Origin of the sequence: Micromonospora sp. DT41 (genome assembly GCF_049841715.1) — a bacterium.
GTDB lineage: Bacteria > Actinomycetota > Actinomycetes > Mycobacteriales > Micromonosporaceae > Micromonospora > Micromonospora profundi.
Genome location: NZ_JBNCKU010000022.1, coordinates 16932 through 30744, shown reverse-complemented (window position 1 = coordinate 30744; position 13813 = coordinate 16932). Strand labels below are relative to the sequence as shown.

At 70.7% G+C, this 13813-nt stretch carries 13 protein-coding genes; 7 read left to right on the top strand and 6 right to left on the bottom strand.

Features of this window, described 5'->3' with window-relative positions:
• Positions 1 to 9 precede the first annotated feature (9 nt).
• Complete coding sequence (locus ACLQ23_RS28505) at positions 10 to 597, top strand: TetR/AcrR family transcriptional regulator (protein ID WP_355591224.1); 588 nt, start codon at positions 10 to 12, stop codon at positions 595 to 597.
• Complete coding sequence (locus ACLQ23_RS28500; protein ID WP_355632123.1) at positions 597 to 2810, top strand: MMPL family transporter; 2214 nt, start codon at positions 597 to 599, stop codon at positions 2808 to 2810. Before ACLQ23_RS28505 ends, ACLQ23_RS28500 begins: the two co-directional genes overlap by 1 nt.
• 100 nt (positions 2811 to 2910) lie before the next feature.
• Here ACLQ23_RS28500 and ACLQ23_RS28495 read toward each other — a convergent pair whose 3' ends face one another.
• Complete coding sequence (locus tag ACLQ23_RS28495) at positions 2911 to 4164, bottom strand: erythromycin esterase family protein (protein ID WP_355630975.1); 1254 nt, start codon at positions 4162 to 4164, stop codon at positions 2911 to 2913.
• 186 nt (positions 4165 to 4350) lie between these two features.
• Between ACLQ23_RS28495 and ACLQ23_RS28490 the strand changes: the two genes are divergently transcribed.
• Complete coding sequence (locus tag ACLQ23_RS28490; protein ID WP_355591215.1) at positions 4351 to 4542, top strand: DUF2795 domain-containing protein; 192 nt, start codon at positions 4351 to 4353, stop codon at positions 4540 to 4542.
• A 153-nt stretch (positions 4543 to 4695) separates the two neighbouring features.
• On the opposite strand, the gene ACLQ23_RS28485 is transcribed toward ACLQ23_RS28490, so the two are convergent.
• Complete coding sequence (locus tag ACLQ23_RS28485) at positions 4696 to 5595, bottom strand: Gfo/Idh/MocA family protein (protein ID WP_355631036.1); 900 nt, start codon at positions 5593 to 5595, stop codon at positions 4696 to 4698.
• 239 nt (positions 5596 to 5834) lie between these two features.
• Between ACLQ23_RS28485 and ACLQ23_RS28480 the strand changes: the two genes are divergently transcribed.
• Together ACLQ23_RS28480 and ACLQ23_RS28475 are read left to right on the top strand one after the other, a co-directional pair.
• Entirely contained in the window at positions 5835 to 6230 is a 396-nt protein-coding gene (locus ACLQ23_RS28480) for a hypothetical protein (RefSeq protein ID WP_355591213.1), read from the top strand.
• A complete protein-coding gene (locus tag ACLQ23_RS28475; protein WP_355591210.1) occupies positions 6223 to 6639 on the top strand; it encodes a hypothetical protein in 417 nt (138 codons plus the stop codon). Before ACLQ23_RS28480 ends, ACLQ23_RS28475 begins: the two co-directional genes overlap by 8 nt.
• A 91-nt stretch (positions 6640 to 6730) precedes the next feature.
• Here the strand turns inward: ACLQ23_RS28475 and fabG are convergent, their stop codons facing one another.
• Positions 6731 to 7486 carry a 3-oxoacyl-ACP reductase FabG gene (gene fabG, locus ACLQ23_RS28470; RefSeq protein WP_355630978.1) on the bottom strand — a complete coding sequence of 252 codons (756 nt, stop codon included), beginning with the start codon at positions 7484 to 7486 and terminating at the stop codon, positions 6731 to 6733.
• A gap of 63 nt (positions 7487 to 7549) precedes the next feature.
• Positions 7550 to 9202: an alpha-amylase family protein gene (locus tag ACLQ23_RS28465; protein ID WP_355630981.1), complete on the bottom strand. Its 1653-nt coding sequence runs from the start codon at positions 9200 to 9202 to the stop codon at positions 7550 to 7552.
• Positions 9203 to 9260: 58 nt separating this feature from the next.
• On the opposite strand from ACLQ23_RS28465, the gene ACLQ23_RS28460 reads away from it, so the two are divergent.
• Both ACLQ23_RS28460 and ACLQ23_RS28455 read left to right on the top strand, forming a co-directional pair.
• Positions 9261 to 9875 (top strand): DUF1349 domain-containing protein, encoded by a 615-nt coding sequence (locus ACLQ23_RS28460; RefSeq protein WP_355591201.1) that lies wholly within the window; start codon positions 9261 to 9263, stop codon positions 9873 to 9875.
• A 117-nt stretch (positions 9876 to 9992) separates the two neighbouring features.
• Positions 9993 to 10664, top strand: a complete 672-nt coding sequence (locus ACLQ23_RS28455; RefSeq protein ID WP_355591198.1) for a DedA family protein — start codon at positions 9993 to 9995, stop codon at positions 10662 to 10664.
• Positions 10665 to 10676: 12 nt separating this feature from the next.
• On the opposite strand, the gene ACLQ23_RS28450 is transcribed toward ACLQ23_RS28455, so the two are convergent.
• Complete coding sequence (locus ACLQ23_RS28450; protein WP_425881367.1) at positions 10677 to 12239, bottom strand: cellulose binding domain-containing protein; 1563 nt, start codon at positions 12237 to 12239, stop codon at positions 10677 to 10679.
• Between the two features lie 127 nt (positions 12240 to 12366).
• Positions 12367 to 13755, bottom strand: coding sequence for a chitinase (locus tag ACLQ23_RS28445; protein WP_425734881.1), 1389 nt, complete (start codon positions 13753 to 13755; stop codon positions 12367 to 12369).
• Positions 13756 to 13813 lie beyond the last annotated feature (58 nt).

Below are 13813 nucleotides of genomic sequence, written 5' to 3'. Positions count from 1 at the left end.
GGACCAGCGATGGCCAGAGCAGTTTCCGCGACGCACGGTGAGATCCTCGCCGCGGCGGCACGGCAGTTCGCCGTAACCGGATACCGCGGCACCTCCCTGCAGGACATCGCCCGCGAGGTCGGCTGCTCCAAGGCCACGGTGCTCTACCACTTCGCGAACAAGGAAGCTCTCCTCGCCGAGCTGATGGCACCGGCCATCGCGATGCTGCGAGACCTTGACGACCAGCTCACCGACGGCACCGGAACGGACAGCCAGGAGGCCGCCGCCGTCGGCTTCGTCGACCTCGCCGTCCGGTTCCGGCGGGAGATCGCGCTCCTGCGCGGCGAATTCGCCGAACTGCTCTGCCAGCCGGCCTTCGCCCACATCCAGCAGATCTCCGAGCGCCTGCGCGACGCCATGGCCGGGCACTCCGACCGGCCAGCCGCCCAGATCACCGCATTCGTGCTGCTGGCCGGCATCCCCGAGGCGTGCGCCGAGTTCGCCGACGTACCCGACGACGAACTTCGCGTCGCCCTGCTCACCCTCGTACGGCGGGCCATCACACCCGTCGAGGCAACCCTGCAACACCTATCAACGACCGAGGACAAGGACTCCTGATGGCCACCCTGCTCTACCGGCTCGGCCGGGGCGCGCTTCGCCGGCGACGGCTCGTCGTCGCGCTCTGGCTCGTCGTACTCGTCGTCGCCGGTCTGGCCGCGGCGACCCTGCGCGGCCCGACGGCGAGCAACTTCACAATGCCCAGCACCGAGAGCCAGCGTGCCCTCGACCTGCTCGCCGAGCAGTTCCCGGTGGCCAGCGGCGTCACCGGCACCATCGCCGTCAAGGCGCCGGCAGACGGCCAACTGGCCCGCCCGGAGGGCCAGGCCGTACTGCAGCAGCTGGTTCAGGAGGCCTCCGCGCTGCCCGGCGTGGTCGGCGCGGTCGACCCGCTCCAGGTCGGCGCGGTCTCGCCCGACGGCCGGTACGCGTTGGTCCAGGTCCAGTTCGCGGACGGCTTCGACGGGGTGACCGACGAGCAGCGCACCGCGTACGAGGAGGTCGGTGCCGCCGCCGAGGCGCAGGGTTGGCAGGTCGCACCGGGCGGCGAGGTGCTTGGTGGTGAGCCGGAGGTCGGCTCCACCGAGGCGCTCGGCGTACTGGTGGCCGCGATCGTTCTGATCGTCACGTTCGGCTCGCTCGTCGCCGCCGGGATGACCCTGCTCAACGCCCTGATCGGCGTGGGCGTCGGCATGGCCGGCCTGTTCGCGCTGAGCGGTGTCATCGAGCTGACCAGCACCGCGCCGATCCTGGCGCTGATGCTCGGCCTCGCGGTCGGCATCGACTACTCGCTGTTCATCACCTCCCGGTACCGGCAGAACCTGATCGACGGCCTCTCCCCGGAGGAGGCGGTCGGCCGGGCCGTGGGCACCGCCGGCTCCGCCGTGGTTTTCGCGGGCGCCACAGTTGTCATCGCCCTGGCCGGGCTGGCCGTGGTGAACATCCCATTCCTCACCGTGATGGGTCTCGCCGCAGCCGGCACCGTCACCGTCGCGGTGCTCGTCGCGATCACCCTCCAACCCGCGCTGCTCGGCTTCGCCGGCCGCCGGGTACTCCCCCGCCGGCTGCGCGCCGGTGCCGCCGGGGCGGCTGCGCCGGCCGATGGCGCGGACCTCGACGACCGGCCGGAGGCGACGACCGAGGACCGGTCCACGTTCGGCTTCCGCTGGGCGCGGCTCGTCACCCGGTTCCGCGTACCCGTCATCCTGCTCAGCCTGCTCGGCCTGGGGCTGCTCGCGCTGCCCACGCCGGACATGCGGCTGGCCCTGCCGGACGCGTCGACGGCGGCAGTCGGTTCGCCCGAACGGGTGGCCAGCGACCTGACCACCGAGGGCTTCGGGCCGGGCTTCACCGGCCGGCTCGCGGTGGTGGTCGCGGGTGACACGCCGCAGGCCACCTCTGCCGCCGTGCCACAGGTCACCGCTCTCATCCAGGGCACCGAGAACGTCCTCGCGGTGGCGCCGCCGCAAATCAGCCCGGACGGCCGGACCGCGCTGCTCGGTGTGGTGCCCAAGACCGGCCCGACCGACGAGGCCACCGAAACCGTGGTGAACGACATCCGCGACTCGGTACGCGAAATCCCCAACGCGGAGGTGCTGCTCACCGGCGTCACGGCTGTCGGCATCGACGTCTCCGAGAAGCTCTCCGACGCGCTGCCGGTCTACCTGCTGCTTGTCGTCGGGCTCTCGATCCTGCTGCTGATGCTGGTGTTCCGCTCGGTGCTGGTGCCGATCAAGGCCGCGCTGGGCTTCCTGCTCACCGTCGCCGCCACGTTCGGCATCACTGTGGCTGTCTTCCAGCAGGGGCACCTCGCCGACCTGGTCGGCCTGGACACTCCGGCCCCGCTGATCAGCTTCCTGCCGATCCTGCTCATCGGCATCCTGTTCGGCCTCGCCATGGACTACGAGGTCTTCCTGGTGTCGCGTATGCGGGAGGACTACGTGCACGGTGAGACCGCCCGGCAGGCCACGATCAGCGGCATGGGCCACGGCGCCCGGGTGGTCACCGCCGCCGCCCTGATCATGATCTCCGTGTTCGGGGGCTTCGTCTTCCTCGAGGACCCGGTGATCAAGTCGATGGGCTTCGCGCTCGCCGTCGGTGTGGCCATCGACGCCTTCGTGGTCCGCATGACGATCGTCCCCGCCGTGATGTCCCTGCTCGGCGACCGGGCGTGGTGGCTGCCGCGTTGGCTGTCCCGCGTCCTGCCCAACGTCGACATCGAGGGCGAAAAGCTCCGCACGGAGCTGGCAGACCAAACCCCGTCCCGCGTCTAACGCCCTAACCGGTCGATCATGGAGTTGTGGTGCCGGACGAATCGCCTGATTCAGGGCACAACAGGCACCACAACTCCATGATCGACGCCAGCCGGGCCGGTTACACCCCGGCCGGGTACGTCTCCATCTCTCCTGGGGCGGCGGGGACGGGCAGCGGGTGTAGGGCTGTTGTCTCGTCGCACCAGATCAACGCGTCGTAGCGCTCACCGAGCCGCGTCGGCACGTAGTTGCCCCAGGACTCGAACGACGGGTCGTAGACCACACCGATCGCCCGATGGTCCGAGGTGTCGGTGACCCAGCCCGGCTGGTCGCCGTCGAAGACGAGCACCGCCCGTTCCGGCATCAGCTCGTGCAACCGCCGCTCGACCGAGCCCTCCCGCGCCGGCGGCACCACCATCGGCTCCGGCGGCGAGCCCCACCGGGGAGCGGCGATAACCGTTCCCCGGTAGGTGCCGAACCCGATGAGCGTCACCGCGTCGTCGCCGTGCCGCTCCCGGGCCAACTGCCCGATGTTGACCATCCCGTCCGCGGCCATGTCGGTGGCCCGCGCGTCCCCGACGTGCGTGTTGTGCGCCCAGACGATCCCGCGGGCGTCCGGGCCGTACCGTTCCAGCAGCCGATCCAGGGTGTCCTGCATGTGGGTATCGCGGATGTTCCAGGAATCCGGGCCGCCGGCGACCATCGCCCGGTAGTAGCGCTCCGCGCCGGCCACCACCTCCGCGTTCTGCCAGGCCGAGAAGCGGTCCGGGCCGCCGGAGAGGGCCTGTTCCCGGGTACGCGCCAGCAGCCGGATCACCTCCTCCTCGCACCGCGCGGACACGAACCGGCTGGCCGCGCCGTAATCCTCGACCCGTTTGCCGTACGGCTCGAAGCACCGGTACGCGTCCTGCGCCGCCTCCAGCGACTTCGGGTCCTCCTCCCCCAGGTAGTCGAAGATCGCCTGCATCGACTCCCAGAGGCTGTACACGTCGAGCCCGTGGAAGCCGGCCCGTTGCCCTTCCGGCCGCTCCAGATTCCAGGCCCGCAACCACCTGCAGAACCGGGCCACCTCGGCGTTCGCCCACATCCAGGTCGGCCACCGTTCGAAGCGTTCGAGTGCGTTCTGCGGTTCCAGCGCTCCGCCCGGGGCGGCGGTCACCGAGCGGTGCACCCGGTCGCAGTCCGGCCAGTCACCCTCCACCGCCACGAACGAGAAGCCGCACTCCGCGATCAGCCGGCGGGTGAGCTGCTCACGCAGCCGGTAGTAGTCGTAGCTGCCGTGGGTGGACTCGCCGATCATCACCACCCGGGAGTCCCGGACGCGCTCCAGCAACGGGTCGAAGTCGCTCGGCGCGCCGAGCCGCTGAACCAGCATGGCAGCGGCTACCCGGCGACCGCTTCGACAAACCGTCGGCGCGCCGTGGGCCGACACGCCGCGCGACCGGCGGTTCGACAGCGCTGGCGAGCCGTCCGCGGGGCGCGTCGTTCGTGGTCCGGCGACGGGTCGCCACCACCCGGCCCGCCCCGGTGTACGCCCGAAATGAGCGGGTAGCCGGCCGGCATGACCGTCACCGGGGTGCAGTTGCAGGAGTACCTGGCAGGGCTCGACTACCCGGTCTCCCGCGAGGACCTGTTCCGCTGGGCGCAGGAGAACGGGGCCAGCACGGCGTTGTTGCAGATGGTGCAGGCGTTGCCGGCCGAGCAGTTCGAGTCGCCGGACGAGCTTGCCGCCGCGCTGACCACCCTCTCCTGAAACGGCCCCGGACCAGGGCCCGGCCCCCACCCACCCACCCACCCCGTTGATCATGAGGTTAGCGGGGCCCGGAGCGCCGTTCCGGCCCGCCAACCTCATGATCAACGGGAGGAGCGGGGAGGCCAGCGGGGAGGCCGGGGGGCGGAGCCGGGGTTACGGGAGGGGGACTGTGCGGGAGGTTGTGCGGGCGGTTTCGGCGGCGGCGAGGATGGTGACGACCTCGCGACCGAAGCGGACGTCGCAGCGGTGGTCGCGGGTGCCGGCGCGTACCTGCTCGATGAGCTGGTCGATTGCCACCCCGAACGCGGTGGCCGCGTCGTACTCGCCGTGCGGAACGGTTTCGATGCCGTTCTCGCCGTAGAACACGAACTCCCGGGCCATCGCCTCGCGCGGAGCGTCCAGGGACAGCGCGGCACTGCTGGTGGCGCCGCCCTCGTGGGTGAACAGCAGGTGCACCATGCCACTCGGACCGTCGATGGCTGCGACCTGGGTCACCCGGCCGAGCACCGGCAGAAGGATCGAGAGCGCGTGCGGGGCGATGTCCCAGAGCGCGCCGTGCTCCCGCCGCCACAGCGAGCCGCCGTACGGGCTGCCGTCCTGGAAGATCGACGCGAACGCCGTGGTCCGCCCGTGCTGCCAGCCACCGGCGGCGGCGGTCGCGGCGAGGAACGCTGTGACGTTCGGCTGGAACCGCTGGGTGAAGAAGACGACCGAGGCCACCCCGGACGCCTCGGCTGCGGCGACGACACTGTCGGCGTCGGCGACGGTGAGCGCCAGCGGCTTGTCCAGCAGCAGGTGCCGGCCGGCAGTGGCCGCCCGTACCGCGATGTCGGCCTGGATGTCCGGCGGCAGCGCGACGGCGACGGCCTCGCACTGCTCGATGAGGGCGTCGATGTCGTTGTACGTCGGCACTCCGTACATCTCGCCCAGTGAGGCGGCCCGCTCCGGGTTGCGCCCCCACACCCCGACGAGTTCCGCGTCCGGGTGTGCGTGCAGCGCCTTTCCGTGCGTCTCGATCGCCCAGTGACCGGTGCCGAACAAGCCGAACCGCAGCACGTGTACCTCCGCCGTCGTCCCCACCGTGGTGACGCCACGGCCCTGATCCACGCTAGTCGCCGCACCGGGCGTGCCGGCGGCGGGTTGACCAACCGGAGCGCCAGGGTGGTAGTGGTGACCGGCGCGGAGAACGCTCCGGCCAGAACGAGCGGCCGACGACAGCGAGGCAGGGTCGTGGGGTACTACGACGGTTAGTAGGCTGTGCCGGTGACCGAGGCAACGACCGGGTGGGGCCGATGACCAGCGCGGCGGCGGCCAGCTCGCCGGTGGACGGGATCGCCGCGACGGTATCGATCGTGCTGTCGCTGCTCGTCGCGGTGTGGGCGCTGGTCGTGGCGATACGTCAGCGGCCACCGGACCGGGTGCAGTTCGCCGGTCTGGCCCTGCTGGAGCTGGCGCTGCTCGTCCTGGGCGTGCTCGCGCTTGTCGCGATCGGTGGTGGCGACCGGCCCGGTGAGCCCGGCGCGTTCTTCGGCTATCTGGTCACGCTGGTCTGCCTGCCACCGCTGGCCTGGGTGCTGGCCCGGATGGAACCGACCCGGTGGGGTTCGGCGATCGTCTGCGCGGTCTGCCTGGTGACCCCTGTGGTGGTGGTCCGGTTGCAGCAGACCTGGGAGGTGCTCGGTGGTTGAGACACAGCCGGCCCGCCGCACCACCAACAGCGGTCCGGGCCGCCTACTGATCGCCGTCTACCTGATCTTCGCTATCGCGGCGACCAGCCGGGCCGGCCTCCAGATCGCCACGAAGTTCGACGAGGCGCCGGTGGCGTACCTGCTCTCCGCGGTGGCCGCGCTCATCTACATCGTGGCCGCGGTGGGGCTCGCCCGTGCCGGCCACGCCGGTCGGCGCGTGGCCCTTGCCTGCTGCGCGGTGGAGTTGGTCGGGGTCGTCACGGTCGGCGTACTGAGCCTTGTCGACAAGGAGCTCTTCCCCGACGAGACGGTGTGGTCGCAGTTCGGCAGCGGATACGGCTACATCCCGCTGGTGCTGCCGGTGCTCGGCCTGGTCTGGCTCTGGCGGACCCGCCGCGACCCGGCCTGACCGCACAACTGACCGCGCAAACACGGTCGACCGCAAACGCACGACGAGGACGCTCCCTGGCGTGCAGGGTGCGTCCTCGTCGGGAGAACGATCAGGCCCGGGGGCCGCCGGCGACGTAGATGACCTGGCCGGAGACGAACCCCGCGCCCTCACTGGTCAGGAACGAGATGGTGTGCGCGACGTCCTCCGGGCGACCCGGACGACGGACCGGGATCTCGGCGGCGGCGTGCTTCTGGAAGTCCTCGAAGTCGACCTTCATCCGGGCGGCGGTGGCCGCCGTCATGTCGGTGACGATGAAGCCGGGGGCGACCGCGTTGGCTGTCACCCCGAACGGCCCCAGCTCGATGGCGAGCGTCTTGGTGAAGCCCTGGAGGCCCGCCTTGGCGGCGGCGTAGTTCGCCTGACCCCGGTTGCCCAGGGCGGAGGTGCTGGAGAGGTTGACGATCCGCCCCCACTTGCGCTCCACCATGTGCTTCTGAGCGGCCTGGCTGAACAGGAACGCGCCGCGCAGGTGCACCCCCATGACCGTGTCCCAGTCGGAGCTGGTCATCTTGAACAGCAGGTTGTCGCGGAGCACGCCGGCGTTGTTGACAAGCACGGTCGGCGCGCCCAACTCGGCGGCGACCCGCTCGACGGCCGCCTCGACCTGCGCCCGGTCGGACACGTCGGCACCGACGCCGAGGGCGCGACCGCCCGCTCCGATGATGGCGTCCACCGTCTCCTTGGTGGTCGACTCGTCGATGTCGACGACGGCGACGGCCATCCCGTCGGCGGCCAGCCGCTGGGCGGTGGCCGCACCGATACCGCGTGCGGCTCCGGTGACGATGGCGACGCGGGGCTCCGACATGACTACCTCCGGGTAACTTGGGGTCGATCGAAGGAGCTTAACCCCGGAGCCTTCCGGCCGAGGTCACCAGGCTGAGCCACGGCAGAGCCGGATCCACCGGTAGCCGTAACCGGCCACCTTGACCGCCCCGAGCTTGCCCAACTCGCCGTAGCCACGGTCGCTGAGCACGTCCATCGGCATGTCGGCCTCCGGTTCGAGGCTGCTCAGGTCCACTTCGACGTCGTCGGTGCCGAGGTTGTGCACGAACACCATGGTCCCGGTCGGGCCGTCCGCCCGGTGCGCAAGCACGCCGGGCGGCATCGACACGTCGATGTGGGTGGTCGAGCCGGAGCCGATCTCGGGCGCCTCGCGCAGCGTGCGGATCATGCGTTCGAACCAGGCGAACAGCGACTTCGCGTCGCTGGTCTGGGCCGTGACGTTCACCTGCTGATAGCTGAACTCACCCTTGTCGATGACCGGGCGGACCAGCTTCTCCGGGTCCGCAGTGGAGAAGCCGGCGTTCGCCGCGTAGGACCACTGCATCGGGGTACGGATCGCCTCCCGGCCGGGCAGCGACAGGTCCTCCCCCATGCCGATCTCCTCGCCGTAGCGCAGCACCGGCGTGCCCCGCATGGAGAACTGGAGGGCGTACGCCAACTCGATGCGCCGCCGGTCGTTGTCGAGCATCGGAGCCAGCCGTCGACGGATCCCCCGGTCGTAGATGCGCATGTTTTCGTCCGGGCCGAACTCCGCGTACACCTGGTTGCGTTGTTCGGTTGTCAGCCGGGACAGGTCGATCTCGTCGTGGTTGCGCAGGAAGGTGGCCCACTGCCCGCCGACGGGCAGCTTCGGGGTGTCGCGCAACGCCTCGATCAGCGGCTCCGGGTCGTGCCGGGCAAGGGCGAGCACGAGCCGACCGTTGAGCATGAAGTCGAAGAGCATGTGGACCCGGTTGCCGGAGCCACCGCCGTCGCCGAAGAACGTGGGCAGTTCGTCGGGTTCGACGTTCGCCTCGGCCAGCAGGACGGCGTCGCCCCGGCGCCACTGCACGTGCTGGCGCAGCTCGCTGAGGAACTCGAAGTCCTTCGGCGACTTCGGGTTGCCCGGCTCGGTCAGCTCGATGATGAACGGCACCGCGTCCATCCGGAAACCGGAGACGCCGAGCTGGAGCCAGAACGACATGATCTTCTTGATCTCGGCGCGGACCTGCGGGTTCGCCACGTTGAGGTCGGGCTGGAACTTGTAGAAGCGGTGGTAGAACCAGGCCTTGGCGGTGCGGTCGTACGTCCAGGTCTCGTTCTGCTCCCCGGGAAAGACCATGCCCTGGTGGCGGTCCGCGGGCTCGTGGTCGGCCCAGAGATACCAGTCGCGGTACGGGGAGTCCGGCGAGGATCGGGCGGACTGGAACCACGGGTGCTCGTCGGAGGTGTGGTTGACCACCAGGTCGATGATCACGCGGATGCCCCGGTTCTGCGCCTGGTGCAGCAGTTCGGCGAAGTCGCCGAGTGTGCCGAAGCGAGGGTCCACGTTGTAGAAGTCGGTGACGTCGTACCCGTCGTCACGGTTGGGCGAGGGGTGGATGGGGTGCAGCCACAGACACGTCACGCCCAGCCGGGCAAGGTAGTCCAGTCGGCCCATCAGGCCGCGGATGTCGCCGACCCCGTCGCCGTCGGAGTCGGCGAACGTGTCGATGTCGAGGCAGTAGACAACGGCTTCGGAATACCAACGGTCACCCATGCCGTCCAAACATGTCCGATTGATCATCGCGGCAAACCCGCCGGGTACCGTTTCCGTCATGGCGTTCGAGCTCGTACCACCGAGTGAGCCGTTGGACTGGGCCCGGGGCACCTGGCTGCACCCGCCGGTGCGCACCGAGCACGGTCCGGACGGCGAACTGCTTGTCGAGCCCGCGGCCGAGAGCGACCTGTGGCGGCGGACAAGCTACGGCTTCGTCCACGAGGACGCCCCGGCCCTGCTCGCGCCGCTGCCTGTCGGCACCGCGATGGAGGTGAGCTTCGCCCTCGAACTCACTGAGCAGTTCGACCAGGCCGGCGTCCTGGTGTGGGTGGACGAGCGGACCTGGACCAAGGCCGGTGTCGAGGTGAGCGACGGCGACCTGCAACTCGGCGCGGTGGTGACGCGGGAGGTCTCCGACTGGTCGGTGGCACCGGTGCCGGAGTGGGCCGACCGGGTGGTCACGGTCCGGGTCAGCCGGGCCGGCGACGCGCTTACCGTCCGGGCCCGGGTTGACGACGAGCCGTGGCGACTGGTCCGGCTGACACCGTTGGACCCGGAGGCACAGGTCACGGCGGGCCCGTTCTGTTGCGCGCCCTCGCGGACCGGGCTCGTCGTGCGGTTCACCGGCTGGCGGCAGGGTCCGGCCGACACGGCGGTGCACCCCGAGAACTGACGGCCGGGGCGGCGCAGGGCCGCCCGAGCGGGTGGCCGCTGTCACCGGGCAGGTGTGCGTCGCCCGGTCTGCGGGTAGAGGGTCCTGATCCCCGTTGCCTGCGCGGAAGGACTTCCAATGGCGTACGCCCAGGCGGGTGACCCGTCCGAGTTCACCGGGTTGACCGGTTGGGTGGCCTCCGTGATCGAGGGGATGGGTCCGGTCGGCGTCGCCCTGTTGGTGGCGCTGGAGAGCATCATTCCGCCGATCCCCAGCGAGATCGTGCTGGCGATGGCCGGCTACCTGGCCCACGAGGGTCAGTTCAACGTCTTCCTCGTGACGCTTGCCGCCACGGCCGGTTCGCTCGTCGGCGCGCTGGTGCTCTACTGGCTGGGCGCGGCGCTGGGCGAGGAGCGTCTCAAGCGCTGGTTGGACCACATCCCCCTGGTGGATCGCGACGACCTGGAGAAGGCCGACCGCTGGTTCGAACGGCACGGCCGGTGGGCGGTGCTGATCGGCCGGGTCGTGCCGGTGGTGCGCAGCCTGGTCTCCGTCCCGGCCGGGGCCAACCGGATGCCGCTCGGCGAGTTCATCCTGCTCACCACGATCGGCAGCGGCGTGTGGAACGCCCTCGTCGTCGGCGCCGGCTACCTGCTCGGCAGCCGCTGGCAGGACGTCGAGCGGTACAGCGACTGGTTCAACTACGCCATCATCGCGGTCTTCGTCGTCATGACTGCCAGCTGGGCGATCCGTAAGATCCGCCGGCGCCGGGGACGCGACGACCGGCGGTCGGTGACCGCCGGTCGCTGATCCGCGTCCGACTCAGCCGAACTGGGCGCTGATCGACGTGAACTCCCACGTGTTCTGCGCGATGCCGGAGCAGTTGGAGACGACTCCCCCGCCCGGACACGGCCGGTCCCGGTTGACCGACCAGAACGTGAACCGGCTCAGCCCGCGCGCCTTCGCCCAGTCACGGACCTGGGCCCAGGTGGCCGGCGTGGTCAGCTCCTGCTGGTCGGAGAGCCCGTTCATGCCGGAGATGCCCATGTGAGCGTACGCCGTCGCGTCGGACCAGCCGAAGGCCGTCTTCAGCGTGTTCTTCAGGCCTTCGGCCGCGTTGACAGTGCTCTGGTACATGTTGGCTCCGCCGCCGAAGTCGAACGGCATGATCGTGAAGGTGTCGATGTTGGCGCCGAGCGCGGCGGCCTGGTTGATCAGCCGGGTGCCGTAGTACGACGGGCCGGTGGTCGAGGTGCCGAACGTGATGATCGTCTTCAGGCCCGGGTTGTTCTGCTTGACGATCTTCAGCGCGCCGAGGATCCGGTCCTGCACCACCTCGTTCTCGAACTCGTCGCTGTTCTCGATGTCGATGTCGATCGCCTTGAGTCCGAACGCGTTGATCACCTGCTGGTACGCGCCGGCGAGGGCGCTGGCCGAGGAGCAGTTCGGGCCGAGCTTGTTGCCGCTCCAGCCGCCGATGGACGGGATCACGTCGCCGCCGGCCGCCCGGATGGCCGCGATGGTGTTGGCGTGCGCGCCGCCGGTGAGCGGGCCGCCGCCGTCCCAGGCGGGCGTGCAGCCGCCGCCGGAGAGCACGAACGCGATGGTGAACCACTTGACGCCGGTCGCCGACATGACGGTCGCCGGTGCGGGCGGGTCACCCCAACCCGGGTAGAGGTACGGCGCGACGGCCATCGAACCGCCGCCGCCGGTGCAGCCGGTGGTGCTCGCGGCGACCGCCGCCGACCGTGGCGACTCCCCTGCCGAGTTGTACGCGGCGACCGTGTAGCTGTGCACCGAGCAGGCGGCCAGGCCGGACACTGTCGCCGACGTACCGGTGACAGTGGCACGGACCGTCGAACCCTCGTACACGCGGTAGCCGGTCACTGTGCCGCTCACCGCGTTCCATGCCAGCGACACCGCCGACGCGGTGGTGCCGGTGACGCGCAGTCCACCGGGCGTGGCGGGGGCGCCCGGGGTGGTCGGACCGCCGGCGCAAGGTGAGCCGTTGACGGTGCAGTTGGTGGGGTCCCCGGTGCCGGCGACGACGAAGCCGAACGAGGTGCTAGCGCCTGCGCCCAGCGCGCCGTTCCAGGACTGGCTGCGGGCGGTCACGTGCTGGCCCGAGCTGCTCACCACGGCGTCCCAGGCCGACCCGATCGTGCTGCCCGAGGGCAGATCGAACTGGACGTCCCAGGAGGTGATCGGCGTGGACGTGTTGTTTGTGACGGTGAACTTGGCCTCGTACCCGCTGCTCCACGTGCTGGTGCGGACGAAGGCGGCGGTGGCGGCGGACGCGGCCTGCGGCGCGACGAGGGTGGCCGCCACCAGCGCGGCGGCCAGCGCGACGGCGAACGTCGCCGCGCGGGGGGATCGGAGTTTCACGTGGCCTCCAGGGACCGGTGTGGTGGGGGTGTCGCCCGACGGCGAAGCGGCGGGCGGTGGTGCCCCGCGCGGCCGGGTGAGGTCGGCCGCGCGGGTGGTGCCGACGCCGGCGCGGGCGTCGGACGGCTCAGGGCAGGGTGTCCAGGTGCGGCGCGACGGTGCGGGCGAAGCCGTTGCCGTTGCTGACGTCCCAGTTGACCGACCAGGTCATCGCCCCCCGGATGCCCGGGTAGGTGCGCGGCGGCCGGAAGCTGCCGCAGTTGGTGCCCCGGGCCAGGCAGTCCAGCGCGGCGTTCACCACGCTGGGCGCGACGATGCCGCCACCGGCGGCGCCGGGGCCGGCGGGCAGGCCGAGGCCGACCTGGTCGGGGCGCAGCCCGGCCTCCAGTTGGATGCAGGCCAGCGCGACGATGAAGTTCACGGTGCCCTGGGAGTACGCGGCGTTCTGGTCGCAGCCGAGCATCGCCCCGGAGTTGTAGAACTGGGTGTTGACGACGGTGAGGATGTCCTTGATGTCCAGGGCGAGCTTGAAGTAGCCGCTGGCCGGGGACTGCATGTCGATCGTCTGCGGCGCCATCGCGATGATCAGACCGGAGCCGATCTTGGCGCGGAGCGCTCGCAGCGCCTGCGCCATGTACGTCGGGTTGAGCCCGTTCTCCAGGTCGATGTCGATGCCGTCGAAGCCGTAGCGGGTGATCAGCGCGGCGGCGGTGTCGGCGAACACGGTTGCCGATGCCGCGTCGTTGACGGTGACCCGGCCGGTTTCGCCGCCGACGGAGAGGATGACCCGCTGGCCGCGGGCGTGCAGGGTACGCACGTCGGCGCTGAAGTCCGCGTCGGTGTACCCGCCGAGCGAGGCGGCGAGCCCGGGGTCTACGCCGAAGGTGAGCGCGCCCGGCGTCGAGGTGGCCTCGGCGAAGGCGACAGCTACCAGGTCGTACTGGGTGGGGACGTCGCGCAGCCGCAGCTCGACCGCCGGGTTGTCGAAGTTGTGCCAGTAGCCGGTGAGCAGGTGCTTCGGCAGCTCGCCGGTGGGCGGTGGCGTGGTCGGCGGTGGCGTTGTGGGAGGCGGCGTCGTGGGGGCCGGGGTCGTGGGAGGCGGGGTGGTCGGTGGGGTGCCGCCGCCGCACGGTGCGCCGTTGAGCTGGCAGCCGGTCGGCGAGCCGGAGCCGCTGGCCAGGAAGCCGAAGGACACCGACGCCCCGGGGGCGATGCTGCCGTTCCAGGACCGGTTGGTGAAGGTGTGCCGCTGGCCGGCGGAGGTGAGCAACGCGTCCCAGTAGCTGCCGAGCGTGGTGCCTGCCGGCAGGTCGAAGACGAGGTTCCAACCGTTGATTGTCGAGCTGCCGCCGTTGGTGATCGTGTACTTCCCCTCCCACCCGGCGCCCCAGTCGGCGGTCTTGACGAAGCTGGCGGTCGGGCCTGCGGCGAACGCCGGCAGCGCCACCCAGGCCGCGCCGAGCGTCGCCGCCAGCACGGTCACCAGGGACAGGACAAGGGATCTGGCAGGCTTCATGCGGCCCTCCACGCCCGGACTGGGCATTCATGTACGTCTACGTTGGCGCTAATTATTA